Raw genomic sequence first — 17,036 nt, forward strand, 5'->3', positions numbered from 1 at the left:
CATGCAGACCCAACAACTCGTCGCGCTCGCGCTCGCTCTGGCCGCGCTCGGTTTGCTGCTGATCGCCGGACTGGTGCTGGCGCGCATGGCCGCCGCGCGGCGCAGCGAACGCACGCTGCGCCACGCGCTCGACGAGCGCGCGCTGCAAAGCGCGGCGCTCGCCGCCGCCGCGGCGGCACGCGGCGCAGAAGGCGCGCAGGGTGGCGCAAAGCGTGCCGCGCGGCACGCGCCGCCCACGGGTCTCAAAGGTCTGCTGGAGCGCTTCGCGCACACCGGGATTCGCTGGCTCGACACGCCGTTCGGCCGCCAGATCGTCGCCGAAGAAGATCGCCGGCTGCTCGAACAATGCGGTTTCGTGGATACGCGCACGCGCGGCCTCTTTCTGGTGGCGCGGCTCGCAGGTGCGATGGTGCTGCCCGTGCTGGCCGGCATGCTTACGCGCGGTCAGTTCGAGGGCTCGCGGTATGTGGCGCTGGTGATCATCGCCGCGATGGCGGGCTTCATGCTGCCGAAATTCGTGCTGCGGCGGCGCGCCGGCAAGCGCCGCAACGGCGTGGTCGACGAATTGCCGTTGCTGGTCGATCTGCTGCGGCTTCTGCAAGGCGTGGGTTTGTCGCTCGATCAGAGCTTGCAGGTGGTGGTCAACGACTTTCGCGGCATGCTGCCGGTGCTCGCCGGCGAGCTGGAAATCGCCCAGCGTCAGTTCACTGCCGGCCGCACGCGCGAGCAGTCGCTGAACCGGCTCGCAACGAGTTACGACAACGAAGATCTGCGCGCGGTTATGCGTTTGCTGGTGCAGGTGGACCGGCACGGCGGCGCCGTGCAGGAACCGCTCAAGCAGTTCGGAGACCGTCTGCGCGAAACGCGCCGCGCAATGTTGCGCGAACGCATTGGCCGGCTCGCCGTGAAGATGACGGGCGTGATGATCGTCACGTTGCTGCCCGCGTTGATGATCGTCACGGCCGGCCCCGGCGTGCTGGCTGTCCAGCATTCGCTGGGCGCGGCGAAGCACTGAGGATTTGCCATGACTCACACTCTCCCGTTCGATTCCGTCAAACATGGCGCGCGCTGCGCCGCGGCGCTGGCCTTGCTGGCGCTGCTCGGCGCGTGTGCGTCCAGAGACCTGACGGGCTACGGCGTCGGCCCGCAGGCCGAGCGTGCCGTGCTGGCCCAGCAGGCCAACAAGGATCCCGCGCCGGACACGCCCGGCATGTACCTCGGCCTGATCGACCAGATGCAATCGCAAGGACTGTACTTCGCTTCGCTCGCGCATATCGATGCGTACGACAAGCAGTACGGCGCGAGCCCCGACTCGATCCTGCTGCGCGCCGACGCGCTGCGCATGACCGGGCAGCCGGCCGCCGCCGCGGCCGCGTACGGAGAACTATTGAAGACGCCGCTCGCCACGCGCGGCTATCGCGGCCTCGGTCTGATCGCCGGCGCGGCCGGCGACTTCGCGCGCGCCGCGCAGGCGTTGCAGCAGGCCGTCCAGCTCGCGCCGACCGACGCGGCAACGCTGTCGGACCTCGGCTACGCAAGGCTGCGCGACGGCGACGTGGACGGCGCACGCGTGCCGCTCATGAAAGCGGCCGAACTCGACCAGAGCAATCCGAAGATCGTCAGCAACTTCGTGCTCTATCTGCTCGCGAGCGGCGACCAGGCGCAGGCGCTGGCGGTGATGAACCAGCAGAAGCTCGCACCGGACGTGCGCGCCGCGATTCGCAGCGATGCGGCGAAGGTGGCCGCGGCAGGACGCGCGCAAGCACGCGGCGCGCCGGCGCAACAGCAATCGGGCGCGGCGGGCGCGGCGGGCACGGGCACGGGCACGGTCGCGAGCGCGCAGGGCATCGAGCCCGCGCCGCGCCTGTTGCAGCGTTTCTCGCAATGAGCGCGCCGCGACTTCGGGCTGATGCATCAGGCAATCATGGAGCAACGATGAAAAACAGAATCACGAAGCGGGGTTGGCGGGCGTCGATGCCGGCCCGGTGGCTGGCCATGACCGCGGCGGCCGGCGTGCTGCTGGGCGCCTCCGTCTGCACGATGGCGCAGACGGACGAATCGGCGCAGCCGGTTCAGGCCGCGCAGCCGGCGGTACGCGCCAGCGAAGTGGGTCATGCGACCCGCGCATGGCTCGACCTGCAGAGCAGCAATGCGCAAGCCGCGCCGGCGCTGCCGACGCTCGGCGCCGAAGCCGGGCTGGCCTATCGCCGCTACATGGAGTCGTTCAAGAGCAAGATTCCCGATCTGTACGGTTCCGCATTGAACGCCGGCAACGGCGGCAGCGGCGCGATGGCCGTCAACAGCGAGCTGGGCGGAAGCAGCGGCGGATCGAACTGACATGCGCAAATTGCCTTTCGCCACGACGCTTGCCGCGCGCAACGCCCGTCCCCGGTGGACGGGGCGTGCGCCTGCGCGCCGCCAGCATGGCGCCATCGCGATGCTCGCGGCGATCTGGCTGAGCGTGGCGATTGCGGCGCTCGGTGCGCTCGACGTCGGCAACGTGTATTTCGCGCGCAGGCAGTTGCAGCGCACGGCCGATCTGGCGGCAATGGCGGCGGTCCAGTTGATCGGCTCCACGGGCGGCTGCGCGACCGCCACCACGGCCGCGCAGCAGAACGCCGCGGCCAACGGCTTCACGGCCGGCAGCACCACGACCATCAGCACCACGTGCGGCCGTTGGGACACGAGTTCGAACGCGTACTTCGGCACCAGCGGCAATCCGCTCAATGCGGTGCAGGTGAAGACGACCCAGGTCGTGCCGTATTTCTTCGTCGGACCGAGCCGTAACGTCTCGGCGACGGCCACCGCGTTCGCGTCCAACATCGACGCGTTTTCGCTCGGCACCGGCATCGCGTCGATCAATACGCAGCAGTCGGCGCTGTTGAACGCGATCCTTGGCGGCTTGCTGAACACGAGCGTGTCGCTGAGCGTGGGCGACACGCAGAGCCTCGCGACGGCGCACGTCAAGCTGGAAGATCTGAAAGTGGCGCTGGGCGCCGCGACGATGAAGGGGCTGCTCGGCACCACGGTGAGCTTTCAGCAACTGATGGTTGCGATGGTCACCGCGCTGCAGACGGGCGGCGATACGATCAATGCGGCGATTCTGCAGCGGTTGGCCGTGGCTATTCCGGGTGGCCAGAACATCACGATCGGCGATGGCGTCACGTCCGCACCCGGGTTGCTCGCGCTCGGCCTCGCCAATCCGGATGCCGCGGCGAGCGCGACGGTCAACGCGTTCGATGCATTGCTGGTTGCCGCGCAGATCGCGCAGCGCAGTCCGGACGGCACCTTGGGCAAGGCCCCGGTGATCAACGTGGCGGCGGGGCTCGCGGGCGTGGCCGGGATTTCGCTGCAGATCGTCAATCCGCCCGTGCTGGCGGTGGGCGAGGGCGGCACGTCGGCCGACGGGACATACCGGACGAACGCGCGCACGGCGGTGGTCAACGCGAGTGTGAATCTCTTGCCGCTCAACTTGCCGACGATCACGGTGGGCGGCGCGCCATTGCTCGCGGTGACCCTATCGGCATTGAGCACGCCTTTGAACGTCTCGGTGCAGACCGCCCAGGGTAGCGCGTCCCTGACGTCGGTCGATTGCGAGAGCACCAAGGCGGCCACGAATGCCACGATCAAGGTCACGCCTGGGATTGCCGCGCTCTGTATTGCCGGCGACGCGTCCTGCAGCAAGCCGGTCAACGTGGTGTCGTTGTCGGCGGTCGTGCTCGGCATCACGGTGCCGGCGGGGACGGTTGCGCTGAACCCGATCAAAGCCAGGCTCGATCCGGGCACGCTGACCCCGCTTGTCTTCAACGGTCCGTCGGGCAGTTTCGACGCCAGCAAAAGTGCGAATTCCAACGCCATCGGCAGCGATGGCGCCGTGCTGACCTCGACGTTGCTCAATAGCCTGTCGGGCGCGCTGGTCGTCAATGCGCTGGGTGTCGATCTAGGTGGCGTCGTGTCACTGATCCTTTCGGGCCTGACAGGCCTCCTCGTGCCGGTTCTCCAACCCGTCTTCAACCTCCTCGACGCAGTCCTCGTCCCCACACTGTCCCTGTTGGGCGTTCAGGTCGGCACCGCCACGGTCCACAACATGTCGCTGACGTGCGGCGTCGCGCAACTGGTCAACTAGCCTATCCAAGATGAGAACCACCACCAAAATCGAGGAACTCGATATCTACGTCTGGGAGGGCAAGGCCGACATCGTCGACCGGGTCGCGCGCTGCATGGCGAGCTTCGACGTCGAAGTGATCCGTGCTGACGATATCGCGATCTCGCCCGAGCGGACCGCGCTGCGGCCGTCGCTCGCAATCATCAGCGTATCCGTGATCGACAGCGGCGCGCTGATCCTGCGCGACTGGCAGGCGGCGCACGGCATCCCGGTAGTGTGGGTCGGCGCCGCGCCGCGTGAACACGATCCGGCCACGTACCCGTCCGAGTACTCGCATATCCTGCCGCTCGACTTCACCTGCGCCGAATTGCGCGGCATGGTCATGAAGCTCGTGCTGCAAATGCGCGCGCACAGCGCGAAGACGCACGAGTCCGACGCGATGATCGCCAACTCGGAGTGCATGCAGGCGCTGCTGCACGAAGTCGACACCTTCGCCGATTGCGACACCAGTGTGCTGGTGCATGGCGAAACCGGCGTCGGCAAGGAGCGCATCGCGCAACTGCTGCACGAAAAACATAGCCGCTACGGGCAAGGCCCGTTCGTCGCGGTGAACTGCGGCGCGATTCCGGACGGGCTGTTCGAGTCGCTGTTCTTCGGTCACTCGAAAGGCTCGTTCACCGGCGCGGTGGTCGCGCACAAAGGCTACTTCGAGCAGGCCGACGGCGGCACGCTGTTCCTCGACGAAATCGGCGATCTGCCGCTCTATCAGCAGGTCAAGCTGCTGCGCGTGCTCGAAGACAGCGCGGTGACGCGCATTGGTTCGGCGACGCCGGTGAAGCTCGACTTCCGGCTGGTGGCGGCGACCAACAAACTGCTGCCGCAACTGGTGAAAGACGGCACGTTTCGCGCCGACCTCTACTACCGGCTTGCCGTGATCGAGTTGAAAATTCCGTCACTGGAAGAGCGGGGCGCCGTCGACAAGATCGCCATCTTCAAGGCGTTCATTGCGCAGATCGTCGGCACCGAGCGTCTCGCCGCGCTGCCCGACCTGCCGTACTGGCTCGCCGACGCCGTCGCGGACACCTACTTCCCCGGCAACGTGCGCGAACTGCGCAACCTGGCCGAACGCATCGGCGTGACCGTGCGCCAGATCGGTGCGTGGGACGCGGCGCGCCTGCAACGCCTGCTCGCGCTCGCGCGCACCAGTCAGCCGGTGCCGGCCGAAAGCGTCGCCGAGGTGCTGGTGGACCGCAGCAAGTGGGACATGGCCGAACGCAACCGCGTGCTGGCCGCGCTCGACGCAAACGGTTGGCGGCGCCAGGATACCGCGCTCTACCTGGGCATCAGCCGCAAGGTTCTGTGGGAGAAGATGCGCAAATACCAAATTTTCGACGAAGAGCCCGAAACACGCGAAAGTGAGTAATAATGAGACGGTTGTACTAAAACAAAAACTGTTCAAGCAGGAATTACATGGACCGAAAGTCGAAACTACGACAGATTGCCTTCGCCGCAGTCATCGCGATCGGGGCAGCGCAGGGCGTGAATGCGCAGTCTCTGCCGGACAGCAGCGCGGGTGCTGGCGCCGGGGGCGGCGTTGTTTCCCAGCCGGGCGCGACGGTGGCGTTGCCGGCAACGCCACCGGCAGGACAGGCTCAGACGTCGGCGCTCACGCCCGACGAAGCGAAGCAGTCCGCCGCGGGCAATGTGGCGGAATTGCAGCAGATGATCCACGGCTCGGATCTGAGCGAATTGCGCACCACCTATAACGGTAGCTACGGCGCGAGCTTGCTGTTTTACGGCAAGGAGATGACGTACTACGTGGCGCTGTTCCAGCAGAAAAATTTCTGGCGTGTCATCAAGACCCAGGACGCCGCGCGTGCCGACATGATCTACAAGGATTTCGTGCGTCAGACGGTGCAACTGTCGGACGTCGAGATTCGCCGCACGCAGCTCGAGGCGCAGAAAGCGTTTACGGAGCGGATGATCGCGTTGTCGCAAGACCGCGCGAACCGTCTGCAGGCCGATCTGGATGTGGCGCGCCAGCAGCAGACCATCGTGGCGAGCCAGCAGCAGCAGACCCGCGCCGAAGCTACGGCGCTCGCTCAGCAGAAGGCTTCCGCGCAAGATCAGTTGCGTGCCGCGCAGCGTCAGGTGCGTGAACTGCAGCGCCAACTGGAAAGCGGCTTGCCCTCGCACTGAGGGTGACGGTCTGAAAAATATCGGGTGGGCCAGGGCGGCGCGGATCAACAGTACCGGCCGCCGCCCGTCACCAGCGCCGGCTGCGCCTGCTCAGAAAACGCGTGTCACGCATGGCACACGGCCTCGCTATTCCCTCAGCTGTTTGCGCGCGCACGAGCGTTCGCGCCTGACTCACCGCATGTACGGTGGTAGGGCTAATCTTCGCGGCATCGCTTCGCCATGTCCGCGAGAGAGCACTGCGGCAAGTTCTAATGCCGCTTCTTTCCCTCCGAAGGCGCTCCCTTTTCCTCTGCATGATGCGGATCACCCGTATCCACAGCGATCGGGTCGCTGGCAGGAAAACTTTCCTCTAGCGCCTCATCGAGCCGGCTGTCTTCCGATTCCGCGGGCGTTTGGGTTTCGGCGGGATGAGTCTCGGGGTGCTTCTTGCTGGTCATGACGTGCTCCGTAAGAAGAGAGTCGGCAATCCAGCATAGCGCAAAGCAGGCATCGGCGAACATCGGCCGAACGGTTTAAGACTGCGCGCCATCCGCGTGGGCGTCAGAACGGCGAGCCGAACGGGGCTGGAGCCGAAGCAACTTCATCAGCCAAAACTTAAAACCGATGCGCATCGACTCGTTTTCCGTGTGTCGATGGAAAGCGGCGCGGAAAAACAAATCATTCGCCGACCGCGTGGGCCGGCGGACAGCAACGCATGCCGCAGGCCGGCAGTGTCAAGCTCGGGAGGGGCGCAACCAGAACCTGTGAACAAAGGCAGCGAACAACATGAACCGGAAAAAAACCGCGTGCGCGCAGCGTCTCAACGCGTCACACGTCGTAGAAACAGAACTGGATCATCTGGATTGGGCAACGAAGCAGCCGGCGCAGCGCATGCTCGACGCCGTATATTGGCGCCGCCGCGTGCTGGCGGTTAAATGTAGATTCGAATTGACGGAACTGCAGGTGATGCGCCTGGAAAAAATCCTGCAGCGGCTCGGCCATTCAGCGGAGTAGCCGAGCGCTGCCGCAGTGGCTTACTCGGTGCTGCCGCTGCCGCCGTTACCACCATTACCACCGTGATTGCCGCCACCGTGGTTGCCACTGCCATGATTGCCACCGTCGCCGCCCGTGCCGAACAGACGCCGGCGGCGCGTCACGACCACCGGGCCGTCCGACGTGCCGCTGCTACGATCTGACGCAGGCCGGTCCGAAGACGGCGCGCCATACGACTCGCGCGGTTCACGCGGCTCACGATGATCGCGGGGTTCACGCGAACCGTGCGGCCCACGCGTGGTGTGCTCGCCATGCGAAGGACGCCCCGCGCGCGGAGCCGGACGCGTGCCGGTGTCGAGCTGGATCGTCGAGATGGCGCGCTTGTAGATGCCTTGCAGGCCGACAGGCGTGCGCAGCATCACCAGATACTGATCGAACGACTCGATGCACCCCGTCAGGCGGATGCCGTTGACAAGATAGATCTCAACGCGCTTTCGTTCTTTGCGCGCAGCGTTCATGAAGTCGTTTTGCGGATGCGATTCTGCGGAAGCCATGGACAATTCAGGTTAGAAAAACGGTTGTTCGCCGCGATTCTACCCTGTGTGGGGGCGGAACGCGTCGGCGGGCGAACTGCGTCCACTATAACGGCTTGTGGGCGCATAAGCATCTGATAACTATTGACTGTAACGTTGCGTTACGAATCTGCGGACGAATGCCGCATTCTTCCGCCACTCACGGGCCTTCGCGGCGCGGATGGCGGAAAAAGATAGCGCCCGGCCGTGTCTTCGGCGGAATAAACCAGCGCCTGCCCGCGTTATATCAGGCATGGCGGCGCTGCATCGTGCGCGTGGCCGACCGGCTTCTCGGCCCGCACAAGGCGTCCGGGCGCTCATCAGGAGATTCACCATGAAAGTATCCCGCATTCTTTCCGCCGTTTTCGTTGTGCTCGCGCTCGCGGCCGGTACGCTTGCGACGAGTGCCTGCACGACCGATGGCAGCGCCTCCGGCACGAGCGGCGGCAACAGCAGTGGCGGCGGCTACTGAGCGCCACACGCCGGGTGAATTTCGAAGCCGAAGTGATTTCGTGGCTCCCGCAGTTGCGCCGCTACGCGCGCGCACTGACGGGCGACCGCGCCTGGGCCGACGACCTCGTGCAGGATACGGCGGAGCGAGCGTTCGCGCGCTGGGCGGCGTTCCGGCCGGACAGCAATCTGCGCGCGTGGCTGCTGACGATCCTGCGGCATCTCTACATCGACCAGTTGCGCGGCCGCCGCGAGATTGCCGTCGACGACGAGAGCGCGCCGTGGCGCAACCTCGAAGCGCCTCAGGGTGAAGTCGACGGTCTCGTGCTGCGCGATCTGCAGCGCGCGCTGTATTGTCTGCCGGTCGAACAGCGCGAAGTGCTGTTGCTGGTCTGCGTGGAGGAACTGTCTTATCAGGAAGCGTCGAGCGCACTCGGCGTGCCGATCGGCACGGTCATGTCGCGGCTGTCGCGCGCGCGCGAACACATGCGCGCGTTGCTGACGGAGGGACCGGCTCAGGGGCCGGCGCGTAAAACTACGCCGTTAAAAGTAGTGAGAAATCCGTGATGAATAGCGACGACTACGATTCCAGCTTGCCCGAAGGGCTCGATCTGCGAGCGCTGTCGGCGTTTGTCGACGGCGAATTGCCAGGCGTGGAGCGCGCCGCGATCGAGGGGCAGTTGAAACAGCATCCGCAGGCCGCCGCGCGCGTGGCCGCATGGCGCGCGCAGAAGGCTGCATTGCGGGCGCTGTGCGGGGCGCCGCAGCGCAGCGAGCGTGACACGCGCAACGAACGCCGTGAGGACGATGCCGCCGACGAACCGGCCTTCATCGTGTTGCGCCGCAAGACGCCGTGGTGGCAGCGCGCGGGTGTCGCGGCCTGCTGGCTGGCGGCAGGCGCGGGGCTCGCGCTCGCGTTGGGGCCGCTCGCGCCGCGCCTGACCGGCGGCGCGTGGGGCGGTCTGGGCGGCCAGCCGCCGAGCTTCGCCGAGCGCGCGGACATTGCCTACGCGGTGTACACGCCGGAGCGGCGTCATCCGGTGGAAGTGGCCGCGAGCGAAGAAGAGCATCTGATCAACTGGCTCTCCAAACGGCTGAACCGGCCGCTCTCGGTTCCTTCATTGCAGGAATACGGTTACTCGCTGGTGGGCGGGCGGCTCTTGCCCGGCGAAGCGGGACCGGCGGCGCAATTCATGTACGAGAACGGCAGCGGCGCGCGCCTCACGCTCTACGTCACCGGCACGTCGCGCGACGAAACCGCGTTCCGCCTGTTCCGCGAGGGCAACCGGCGCACCTTCTACTGGATCAACGACGGCATGGGCTACGCGCTGTCCGGGCCGATCGCGGAAGGCAAGCTGCGCACCATCGCCATCGACGTATGCAGCGCGCTCGGCGGCAAACCGGAGTCGTGGCAATAGCGGCGGTCGCGGGCCCGGTCCTCTGCCGCGCCGGGTCTGCAACACGCGGTAACAGAAACCGTTCGCGCTGCCGCAGCGCATGCGGAATAGCGTCGCGAAGGGCTTCGTTTACTGCTTGCTGGATCGTGTTGTCGCCGCGCACTTGTGCGTGTTCACGGCGCGGTTTCGAGCAAGGCAAACCGACGGTGTCTTCACGGTGCCGACACGTTTCTTGCGGGTCGCAACGCCGGCGCGTCGAGGCAGCAAAATCATGCTCACATTTCATCAGTTCGGCAGCCGGCTGTATCGCGGCATAGTCTGGTTGTGTCTGGGCGCCGCGTGTGCGGCGCCGCTCGCGGCGCACGCGGATGACGACGCGCTGTCAGGCGATGGGTCAACGTGCCGGTTCGTGGCGGGGCAGGCGGAAATCGACGGCGTCATGCAGCAGATCACCGGCCGTGCGTGCCTGCAACCGGACGGCACGTGGCAGATCGTCGATGACGATGCCGCCGCTCAAGCGCTGGCGGATGGCGCGGCTTACTACTACGATCCGTGGTACTGGGGCCCGGCGGTCGTGTTCGGTGTCGGCGTGTCGTTCGTGTTCATCGACCGCTTTCATCATTTTCATCCCATGGATCATGTGCGCTATGTGCGTGGCGTGCGCGGACCGTATGTGGTGGGCGGCCACGGCGGTTGGCACGGCGCGCCGCCCATGCACGCATGGGGCGGCATGTCGCACGGCGGCGGTGGAATGCGCCGCTAACCCGCTGCCGCTCGCACGCGCGGCGGCCAAGGAGATGCTTTGATTCGCAGCTTGCCGCCGAAGGTATCCGCCGCGCAGTTCGATCGCGCACTCGCCGCCTGGCGCTCGATTGTCGGCGAGCCGCAGGTGGTGAGCTCGGCGGATGGGCTCGCGGCGTATCGCGATCCGTTCGCGCCCGGCGAGCGCGAAGCGTTTTCGGCCAGTGCCGCGCTCATGCCCGGATCCGTCGACGAGATCCGCGCGATATTGCGGATTGCCAATCAATTTCGCATTCCGTTGTGGACCGTTTCGACCGGACGCAACTTCGCCTACGGTGGTGCGGCGCCGCGCCTGGCCGGTTCGGTCGTGCTCGATCTGCACAGGATGAACCGCATCCTCGAAGTGAACGAGACAATGGGCTACGCGCTGGTCGAACCGGGCGTCAGCTACTTCGATCTGTACGCGTATCTGCGCGAGAAGGGCTACAGGCTGTGGGTCGATCCACCCGCGGCCGGCTGGGGCAGCGTGGTCGGCAATACGCTCGAGCGCGGCTTCGGCTATACGGACTACGGCGATCACGCGGCGGCGCAGTGCGGCATGGAAGTGGTGCTGGCCAACGGCGACGTGTTGCGCACGGGCATGGGCGGAATCGAAATCGGCACCGCGTGGCAGCTGTATCAGCCGGGCTACGGACCCTCGTTCGATGCGATGTTCATGCAGTCGAACTACGGCATCGTCACCAAGCTGGGCGTTTGGCTGATGCCCGCGCCGCCCGCGTATCTGCTCGGCGAAATCCAGTTCCGGCATGAAGCGGATCTCGAAACGATCGTGGAGATTTTGCGTCCGTTGCGACTCGATGAAACGATCCGCAATCACGCGGTGATCGAAGGCGGCCTGCGCCGCGCGGCCGGTCTGTCGGCGCGTGCGCAATGGTATGACGGCCCTGGCGCGATGCCCGAGAGCGCGGTGGCCGCGATGCTCGACAAGCTGGATGTGGGCCGCTGGAATCTGCATTTTGCGCTATACGGTACGCCTGAATTGATCGACGCGCGCTATGCGATCGTGCAGCGCGCGTTCGCCCGCGTGCCGCAGGCGCGGCTCTCCGCCACGCGTTACGCGGGCGATGCGCAGCCCACCGGGGGCGGCGATCGCAATCTCGCCGGCATTCCGGCGATGACCGCGTTTCGCATGCTCGACTGGCGTGGCGGCGCGGGCGCGCACGTCGACTTCGCGCCGGTGTGCCCGGCGACGGGGCGCGACGCGCTGCGTCAATACACGATGGTCAAAGCGCGCGCCGCGGAATACGGCTTCGATTACTACGGCGGTTTTACGGCGGGCGCGCGGCATCTGCATCACATTTTCGCGGCGATCTTCGACCGCGACGACGCGAACCAGGTCGAGCAGGCCGGCGCGCTGGTGCGTTCGCTGATCAGCGATGCGCGCGCGGCGGGCTACGGCGAATATCGCACGCATCTCGCGTATATGGATTTTGCCGCGGCCCAATACAGCTTCAACGACGGCGCTCTGCTGCGGCTCTCGGAGACGATCAAGGACGCGCTCGACCCGAACGGCATTCTCGCGCCGGGCAAGCAAGGCATCTGGCCGGCGGCATGGCGCGACCGGCGAGGCTACACCTGAGGCGTGCGCTGCACGCGCTCAATGACGACAGGAGCGATCAATGGACCGCCGCACTTTCATGATGACCGGCGCCTGCCTGCCGACCGTGGCAGGCGGCGCGTGGCCGTGGCTCGCGCACGGCGCGGCTCATGGCAATACGGTGGCGCTTGCCGATTCCACGCTGGCCCAGGGCGCCGCGCTCGCCGGCTATGCCGCGCACAGGCAGTGGCCGGTTTTCGAAACCGGCGACGATATCGGCATGCTGTGGCACACGACACTCGCACCGCTTCTTCGCGCGACGTCCACGCATGCGTCGGTCTCGCTGATCGGCATCACTCGCGTCTCCGATTATTTCGTCCTGAGCGAACTCGCGACTCGTGCGGGACACCTGATCGAACACACTCGCGAACAAGGCGCGAGCGCTAACGCGCAACCGGCCCATGTTGCGTTCGTGTTCGCGCCGCGCGTGCCGCGCTAGAACCTGTACGCCTTGTTCTTCGGATCGAACGTCGAGTCGTCGAATGTTTTCGGCGTGATGGTTTCGAACACGATTCTCTCGAAGATATTACCGTCGTTGTCGTAAGACTCGACGCTGCGGAAATACGGATGCCGCAGATCGAGGCCGAGCGTTTCCTTCTTCGCGTAGAACTGCGGCTGGCCCATCGGCGTTTCGAAGGTGAAAGCCACCACACGTACGCCGTCGATCGTTTTGACTTCCACCGTGGACGAGCGCGGCAGACCGGCGGCAGCGTATTTTTTGCCTTCGTCGAGGTACTGGTTCGCAATGTATTCGGTGCCGAGATCGCGCACGTCATGGTTCGATTGCGAGTGGGCGAGGGCGCCATTCAGCGAGGTCCACAACGGCATCACGTTCAGGATGCCGCCCAGGTGTCCATACAATTCGTCGGTCCGTTTGGACTCGTCGTAGATGACTTCCTGACCCGCGTGGCCGCCGTCGGGCAGCCACGTAGCGTAGATTCGCAGCGGGTCGTGCGTGAGGCGCACCAGCATGTGATCGGGCTTGTCGGGCCAACTGCCGTGAATGCGTTCCGAACGCGACATGGTGAACTCGTACGACGGATAACCGTTCGGCCCTTCCTTGATATAGCGCGGCAACGCGAGCGGGTCGAGCGACTGGAATAGCGCGACCAGTTGGGCGTCGCCGAGCTTTTCCAGGGCGCCGCTCTGTTGCGCGGCGCGCAGCCATTTGACCTGTTGATCCAGCGTGAGCTTGCCGACCTGCGAGGACGGCGTGGCCGGCGCCTTGACGGCGTTGACGGTATCGAGCGCGGGCGGCGTGTCGTCGTTTTGCGCGAACGCGGCGGGAGTGGCCAGTGCGGCCAGTGCGGCCGCGCCGCTCATGAGCGCGGCGAGCAGGAGTCCGCGCGACGGCACGCTTTGCAACGGTGCATGGCGCGACGCCCACAAGCGGGCGGCTTGCGTCGAATCACGGATGAGGTGCATGAAGGCCGGCGTGCGGCATGAGCGTGCGGACATGCGGTGCTTCATGAATCTCTCCGTAAGGTGATGCGAGGCGCAACCTCTGTCAGGCAGGCTTTTGCTTCGCGAGTTCCTCGTCTCGCAGTGCGCGGCGCAGAATTTTACCTACGTTGGTTTGCGGCAGCTCGTCGCGGAACTCGACGAGCTTCGGCACCTTGTAACCTGTCAGGTTCTTGCGGCAATGGGCGATCACCTGTTCCGCCGTCAGCGAAGGATTGCGCCGGACGATGAACACCTTCACCCGTTCGCCCTGCGCGGCATCAGGCACGCCGATGGCCGCCACTTCCCGCACGTCCGGATGCGTTGCGATCACGTCTTCGACTTCGTTCGGATAGACGTTGAAGCCCGACACCAGGATCATGTCCTTCTTACGGTCGATCAGGCGGATAAAGCCGCGCGAATCCATCACGCCGATGTCGCCGGTGGCGAGCCAGCCGTCGTCGTCGATCACCTTGGCGGTTTCCTCCGGGCGATTCCAGTAGCCCTTCATCACCTGCGGCCCCTTCACGCACAATTCGCCCGCCTCGCCGATGTTCGCCCAACTGCCGTCGTCTTTCCGGAAGCGCACGTGAGTGGACGGCGCGGGCAAACCGATCGACCCTTCGAAGTCGCGCATGTTGTTCAGATCGACCGGATTCATCGAGACGATCGGCGAGCATTCGGTCAGCCCATATCCTTCGATGATCGGTTTGCCGGTCACCGCCTTGAAACGCTCGGCCACCGACTTCTGCGTGGCCATGCCGCCGGCCATCGCGAGCTTGAGATCCGAGAAGTCGCGCTTGCAGAACTCCTCGTTTTCGAGGAACGCGTTGTAGAGCGTATTCACGGCGGTCATGCCGGTGAATTTTTCGTGACGGATGATCATCATCACGCGCTTCATGTCGCGCGGATTGGCGATCAGAATGTTGCGGCCGCCGAGCCCCATGAAGATCAGCGCGTTCACGGTCAACGAATAGATGTGGTAGAGCGGCAGCGGCGTGAGCACCGTTTCGACGTCGCCGGTCAGTTGCCCTTCGGACCACGCTTTCGCCTGCAGCAGATTGGCAATGATGTTCTTGTGCGTGAGCATCGCGCCCTTGGCGACGCCGGTCGTGCCGCCCGTGTACTGGAGGAACGCTATGTCCGCATGCGTGGGGCGCACGGGTGTCAACGGCCGCGAGTAGCCGATTGAAAGCGCTTCGAGCAGCGGCACGGCGTTGGGCAGGTTGTACGCGGGCACCATCTTTTTCACGTGCCGTAGCATGAAATTGAGCAGACGTCCCTTCAGATTCAGGCCGTCGGCAAGCAGATCGCCGAGACCCGTCACGATAACGTTCTGCACTTTGGTCCCCGGCAGCGCGTCTTCGACCGTCTTCGCGAAGTTCTCGAACACGATGATGGTTTGCGCGCCGCTGTCCTTCAATTGATGCGCGAGTTCGCGCACCGTATAGAGCGGATTCACGTTGACCACCACGCCGCCGGCCTTCAGTATGCCGAACAGCGACACCGGATACTGGAACGTGTTCGGCAGCATGATCGCCACGCGCTCGCCCGGCTTCACGCCGAGGCTTTGCAGATACGCGGCGAATGCGCTGGCCTTGCGGCCGAGCTCGCCGTAGGTCATGTTCGCGCCCACGCTCACATAGGCCACACGCTCGCGGAACCGGGCGATACATTCGTCGAAGAACTGCACGACCGATTCGTACTGCGCGACGTCGATGTCGTGCGGCACGTCTGCCGGATAGGACGCGTACCAGATGGCGTCGGTGTTGGGCGCGTGAACGGGCGCCTGAGCCGGCGCCTGAGTCTGCGTGGAAGCAGGCGCGGGGTTCGCGGCGTACTGCGGTGCGGAATCGGCGGCTAGCGGAAGCGGGGTTTGAGTGGACTGCGTCATGATCGTCTCCCATGCAAAGCGGTCGACCGGAGCTGGCGCTATGGTGCTTTGGCGCTTGTCCCGGTCCCATGCAAGATAGTGGCTGAAGCTGCAGCTTCACCTGTTTGTGTGTTGATCCTGCGGTCGGTCAGTCATCCAGGCACTCCGCGCGAGTGCGGCAGCGCGCGAAGCAAAAACACGCCGCGAAGCGAGTGCGAAAAACATCACGCCGCTCAGCGCTCCAGAATCGCGACCACACCCTGGCCGCCCGCCGCGCAGATCGAAATCAGTCCGCGCGCGGTGCCGGCCGGTTTGTCGAGTTGCGCGAGCATTTTCGCGAGACCGGCGACGATGCGTCCACCCGTCGCCGCGAATGGATGACCCGTGGCAAGCGAGCTGCCATTCACGTTCAGTTTCGCCCGATCGATCGCCCCGAGCGCGCCCGGCAAACCGAGTTGCGTGCGGCAATATTCGTCATCCTGCCACGCCGCGAGCGTGCACAACACCTGGGCGGCGAACGCTTCGTGAATTTCGTACAGATCGAAGTCCTGCAAGGTGAGTCCGGCGCGCGCCAGCATGCGCGGCACAGCGTATGCGGGCGCCATCAGCAGGCCTTCTTTCCTGTCGAAGAAATCGACGGCGGCGGTTTCGGACCAGCTCAGATACGCGAGCACCGGCAGTCCATGCCGCGCGGCCCAGTCCTCGCTCGCGAGCAGCACGGCGGAGGCGCCGTCGGTGAGCGGCGTCGAATTGCCGGCGGTCAGCGTGCCGGCGTCGCGATCGAACACCGGCTTCAGGCTCGCGAGTTTTTCCAGCGTGAGGTCGGCGCGCAGATTGTTGTCTTGCGCAAGACCCCGGTACGGTGTCATCAGATCGTTGACGAAGCCGCGCGCGTACGCCGCCGTCAACTTGCGGTGGCTGTCGTAGGCGAGTACGTCCTGCGCCTCGCGCGAGATGTTCCAGCGTTTCGCCATCAGCTCGCAATGCTCGCCCATCGAAAGGCCCGTGCGCGGCTCGCCGTTACGCGGCAGCAGCGGCTTGAAAAACATGCCGGGCCGCAGTTTGCTCAGCGCGCCGACGCGTTGCCCGGTGCTCCTGCCGCGATTCGCTTCGAGCAGGATCTTGCGCATCCGCTCGTTGACGCCGATCGGCGCATCGGAAGTCGTATCGACGCCGCCCGCAATGCCCACTTCGATCTGCCCCAGGGCAATCTTGTTGGCGACGAGGATGGCAGCTTCGAGTCCGGTGCCGCAGGCCTGCTGGACGTCGTAGGCGGGCGTCTCTTTGGCAAGCGTGGTGGACAGCACGGATTCGCGCGTCAGATTGAAGTCGCGTGAATGTTTGATGACAGCGCCTGCCGCGACTTCGCCCAGCCGTTCGCCGTGCAGGTTATAGCGGTCGATCAGGCCTTGCAGCGTAAAGGTCAGCATGTCCTGATTCGACGCGGTCGCGTAGGCGGTGTTCGAGCGGGCAAACGGAATCCGGTTGCCTCCGACTATGGCGACGCGGCGTACGGCTGGCGGCGGGTTGGACATGCTCGGCTCCTTCGGGTCGTTCCCTGGTTTTATTGAATGGTGCGAATGCTGCACATGCTGCGATTGCGGTGATGCCTGATAACGACGGTCCTGAT

Annotated in this window: 18 protein-coding genes; 13 read left to right on the forward strand and 5 right to left on the reverse strand. The window is 65.3% G+C overall.

The window, feature by feature from the left end; all coding sequences use genetic code 11:
* Position 1: 1 nt before the first annotated feature.
* From PDMSB3_RS07850 to PDMSB3_RS07875, 6 genes are read left to right on the forward strand one after another with little or no spacing between them, the layout of a single operon-like run.
* On the forward strand, positions 2-1,015 hold the full coding sequence (locus PDMSB3_RS07850) for a type II secretion system F family protein (RefSeq protein WP_165185663.1): 1,014 nt from the start codon (positions 2-4) through the stop codon (positions 1,013-1,015).
* A gap of 9 nt (positions 1,016-1,024) precedes the next feature.
* Complete coding sequence (locus tag PDMSB3_RS07855; RefSeq protein ID WP_165185666.1) at positions 1,025-1,888, forward strand: tetratricopeptide repeat protein; 864 nt, start codon at positions 1,025-1,027, stop codon at positions 1,886-1,888.
* Between the two features lie 47 nt (positions 1,889-1,935).
* Complete coding sequence (locus tag PDMSB3_RS07860) at positions 1,936-2,337, forward strand: DUF3613 domain-containing protein (RefSeq protein ID WP_165185668.1); 402 nt, start codon at positions 1,936-1,938, stop codon at positions 2,335-2,337.
* A gap of 1 nt (position 2,338) precedes the next feature.
* Positions 2,339-4,126: a TadG family pilus assembly protein gene (locus tag PDMSB3_RS07865; RefSeq protein WP_165185671.1), complete on the forward strand. Its 1,788-nt coding sequence runs from the start codon at positions 2,339-2,341 to the stop codon at positions 4,124-4,126.
* Between the two features lie 10 nt (positions 4,127-4,136).
* On the forward strand, positions 4,137-5,528 hold the full coding sequence (locus PDMSB3_RS07870; RefSeq protein WP_007182264.1) for a sigma 54-interacting transcriptional regulator: 1,392 nt from the start codon (positions 4,137-4,139) through the stop codon (positions 5,526-5,528).
* 47 nt (positions 5,529-5,575) lie between these two features.
* Positions 5,576-6,304 (forward strand): DUF2968 domain-containing protein, encoded by a 729-nt coding sequence (locus PDMSB3_RS07875; RefSeq protein WP_011487875.1) that lies wholly within the window; start codon positions 5,576-5,578, stop codon positions 6,302-6,304.
* Positions 6,305-6,552: 248 nt separating this feature from the next.
* Here the strand turns inward: PDMSB3_RS07875 and PDMSB3_RS07880 are convergent, their stop codons facing one another.
* Entirely contained in the window at positions 6,553-6,741 is a 189-nt protein-coding gene (locus PDMSB3_RS07880; protein ID WP_007182262.1) for a hypothetical protein, read from the reverse strand.
* A gap of 328 nt (positions 6,742-7,069) precedes the next feature.
* Here PDMSB3_RS07880 and PDMSB3_RS37800 point away from each other — a divergent pair, with 328 nt between their 5' ends.
* Positions 7,070-7,297 carry a hypothetical protein gene (locus tag PDMSB3_RS37800; RefSeq protein ID WP_007182261.1) on the forward strand — a complete coding sequence of 76 codons (228 nt, stop codon included), beginning with the start codon at positions 7,070-7,072 and terminating at the stop codon, positions 7,295-7,297.
* A 20-nt stretch (positions 7,298-7,317) separates the two neighbouring features.
* Here PDMSB3_RS37800 and hfq read toward each other — a convergent pair whose 3' ends face one another.
* Positions 7,318-7,830: an RNA chaperone Hfq gene (gene hfq / locus PDMSB3_RS07890; RefSeq protein ID WP_165185674.1), complete on the reverse strand. Its 513-nt coding sequence runs from the start codon at positions 7,828-7,830 to the stop codon at positions 7,318-7,320.
* A gap of 352 nt (positions 7,831-8,182) precedes the next feature.
* Here hfq and PDMSB3_RS07895 point away from each other — a divergent pair, with 352 nt between their 5' ends.
* From PDMSB3_RS07895 to PDMSB3_RS07920, 6 genes are all read left to right on the forward strand, one after another.
* A complete protein-coding gene (locus PDMSB3_RS07895) occupies positions 8,183-8,320 on the forward strand; it encodes a hypothetical protein (RefSeq protein WP_007182259.1) in 138 nt (45 codons plus the stop codon).
* Between the two features lie 14 nt (positions 8,321-8,334).
* Positions 8,335-8,865 (forward strand): sigma-70 family RNA polymerase sigma factor, encoded by a 531-nt coding sequence (locus PDMSB3_RS07900; protein ID WP_007182258.1) that lies wholly within the window; start codon positions 8,335-8,337, stop codon positions 8,863-8,865.
* The gene (locus tag PDMSB3_RS07905; protein ID WP_007182257.1) at positions 8,865-9,716 is read left to right on the forward strand and encodes an anti-sigma factor family protein; all 852 of its coding nucleotides are present in this window, start codon (positions 8,865-8,867) and stop codon (positions 9,714-9,716) included. The genes PDMSB3_RS07900 and PDMSB3_RS07905 overlap by 1 nt, the downstream gene beginning before the upstream one ends.
* A 250-nt stretch (positions 9,717-9,966) precedes the next feature.
* Complete coding sequence (locus PDMSB3_RS07910; protein WP_007182256.1) at positions 9,967-10,458, forward strand: hypothetical protein; 492 nt, start codon at positions 9,967-9,969, stop codon at positions 10,456-10,458.
* A 39-nt stretch (positions 10,459-10,497) separates the two neighbouring features.
* Positions 10,498-12,075, forward strand: coding sequence for an FAD-binding oxidoreductase (locus PDMSB3_RS07915; protein WP_165185677.1), 1,578 nt, complete (start codon positions 10,498-10,500; stop codon positions 12,073-12,075).
* A 40-nt stretch (positions 12,076-12,115) separates the two neighbouring features.
* The gene (locus tag PDMSB3_RS07920) at positions 12,116-12,532 is read left to right on the forward strand and encodes a hypothetical protein (RefSeq protein ID WP_165185679.1); all 417 of its coding nucleotides are present in this window, start codon (positions 12,116-12,118) and stop codon (positions 12,530-12,532) included.
* Here the strand turns inward: PDMSB3_RS07920 and PDMSB3_RS07925 are convergent.
* The 3 genes from PDMSB3_RS07925 to PDMSB3_RS07935 all read right to left on the reverse strand — a co-directional run bounded on the left by PDMSB3_RS07925 (position 12,529) and on the right by PDMSB3_RS07935 (position 16,941).
* Positions 12,529-13,563: a DUF1571 domain-containing protein gene (locus PDMSB3_RS07925; protein WP_007182253.1), complete on the reverse strand. Its 1,035-nt coding sequence runs from the start codon at positions 13,561-13,563 to the stop codon at positions 12,529-12,531. The genes PDMSB3_RS07920 and PDMSB3_RS07925 overlap by 4 nt on opposite strands.
* A 37-nt stretch (positions 13,564-13,600) precedes the next feature.
* The gene (locus PDMSB3_RS07930) at positions 13,601-15,427 is read right to left on the reverse strand and encodes an AMP-binding protein (RefSeq protein WP_007182252.1); all 1,827 of its coding nucleotides are present in this window, start codon (positions 15,425-15,427) and stop codon (positions 13,601-13,603) included.
* 212 nt (positions 15,428-15,639) lie between these two features.
* Positions 15,640-16,941 (reverse strand): acetyl-CoA C-acetyltransferase, encoded by a 1,302-nt coding sequence (locus PDMSB3_RS07935; RefSeq protein WP_007182251.1) that lies wholly within the window; start codon positions 16,939-16,941, stop codon positions 15,640-15,642.
* Positions 16,942-17,036: the final 95 nt, after the last annotated feature.

Source organism: Paraburkholderia dioscoreae (genome assembly GCF_902459535.1).
Classification (GTDB): Bacteria; Pseudomonadota; Gammaproteobacteria; order Burkholderiales; family Burkholderiaceae; genus Paraburkholderia; species Paraburkholderia dioscoreae.

Coding starts and splice junctions, on each gene's coding strand:
- hfq (WP_165185674.1), bottom strand. CDS start 7,830: ATGGCTTCCGCAGAATCGCATCCGCAAAACGACTTCATGAACGCTGCG.
- PDMSB3_RS07875 (WP_011487875.1), top strand. CDS start 5,576: ATGGACCGAAAGTCGAAACTACGACAGATTGCCTTCGCCGCAGTCATC.
- PDMSB3_RS07870 (WP_007182264.1), top strand. CDS start 4,137: ATGAGAACCACCACCAAAATCGAGGAACTCGATATCTACGTCTGGGAG.
- PDMSB3_RS07925 (WP_007182253.1), bottom strand. CDS start 13,563: ATGAAGCACCGCATGTCCGCACGCTCATGCCGCACGCCGGCCTTCATG.
- PDMSB3_RS37800 (WP_007182261.1), top strand. CDS start 7,070: ATGAACCGGAAAAAAACCGCGTGCGCGCAGCGTCTCAACGCGTCACAC.
- PDMSB3_RS07910 (WP_007182256.1), top strand. CDS start 9,967: ATGCTCACATTTCATCAGTTCGGCAGCCGGCTGTATCGCGGCATAGTC.
- PDMSB3_RS07935 (WP_007182251.1), bottom strand. CDS start 16,941: ATGTCCAACCCGCCGCCAGCCGTACGCCGCGTCGCCATAGTCGGAGGC.
- PDMSB3_RS07905 (WP_007182257.1), top strand. CDS start 8,865: ATGAATAGCGACGACTACGATTCCAGCTTGCCCGAAGGGCTCGATCTG.
- PDMSB3_RS07865 (WP_165185671.1), top strand. CDS start 2,339: ATGCGCAAATTGCCTTTCGCCACGACGCTTGCCGCGCGCAACGCCCGT.
- PDMSB3_RS07895 (WP_007182259.1), top strand. CDS start 8,183: ATGAAAGTATCCCGCATTCTTTCCGCCGTTTTCGTTGTGCTCGCGCTC.
- PDMSB3_RS07920 (WP_165185679.1), top strand. CDS start 12,116: ATGGACCGCCGCACTTTCATGATGACCGGCGCCTGCCTGCCGACCGTG.
- PDMSB3_RS07860 (WP_165185668.1), top strand. CDS start 1,936: ATGAAAAACAGAATCACGAAGCGGGGTTGGCGGGCGTCGATGCCGGCC.
- PDMSB3_RS07930 (WP_007182252.1), bottom strand. CDS start 15,427: ATGACGCAGTCCACTCAAACCCCGCTTCCGCTAGCCGCCGATTCCGCA.
- PDMSB3_RS07855 (WP_165185666.1), top strand. CDS start 1,025: ATGACTCACACTCTCCCGTTCGATTCCGTCAAACATGGCGCGCGCTGC.
- PDMSB3_RS07850 (WP_165185663.1), top strand. CDS start 2: ATGCAGACCCAACAACTCGTCGCGCTCGCGCTCGCTCTGGCCGCGCTC.
- PDMSB3_RS07880 (WP_007182262.1), bottom strand. CDS start 6,741: ATGACCAGCAAGAAGCACCCCGAGACTCATCCCGCCGAAACCCAAACG.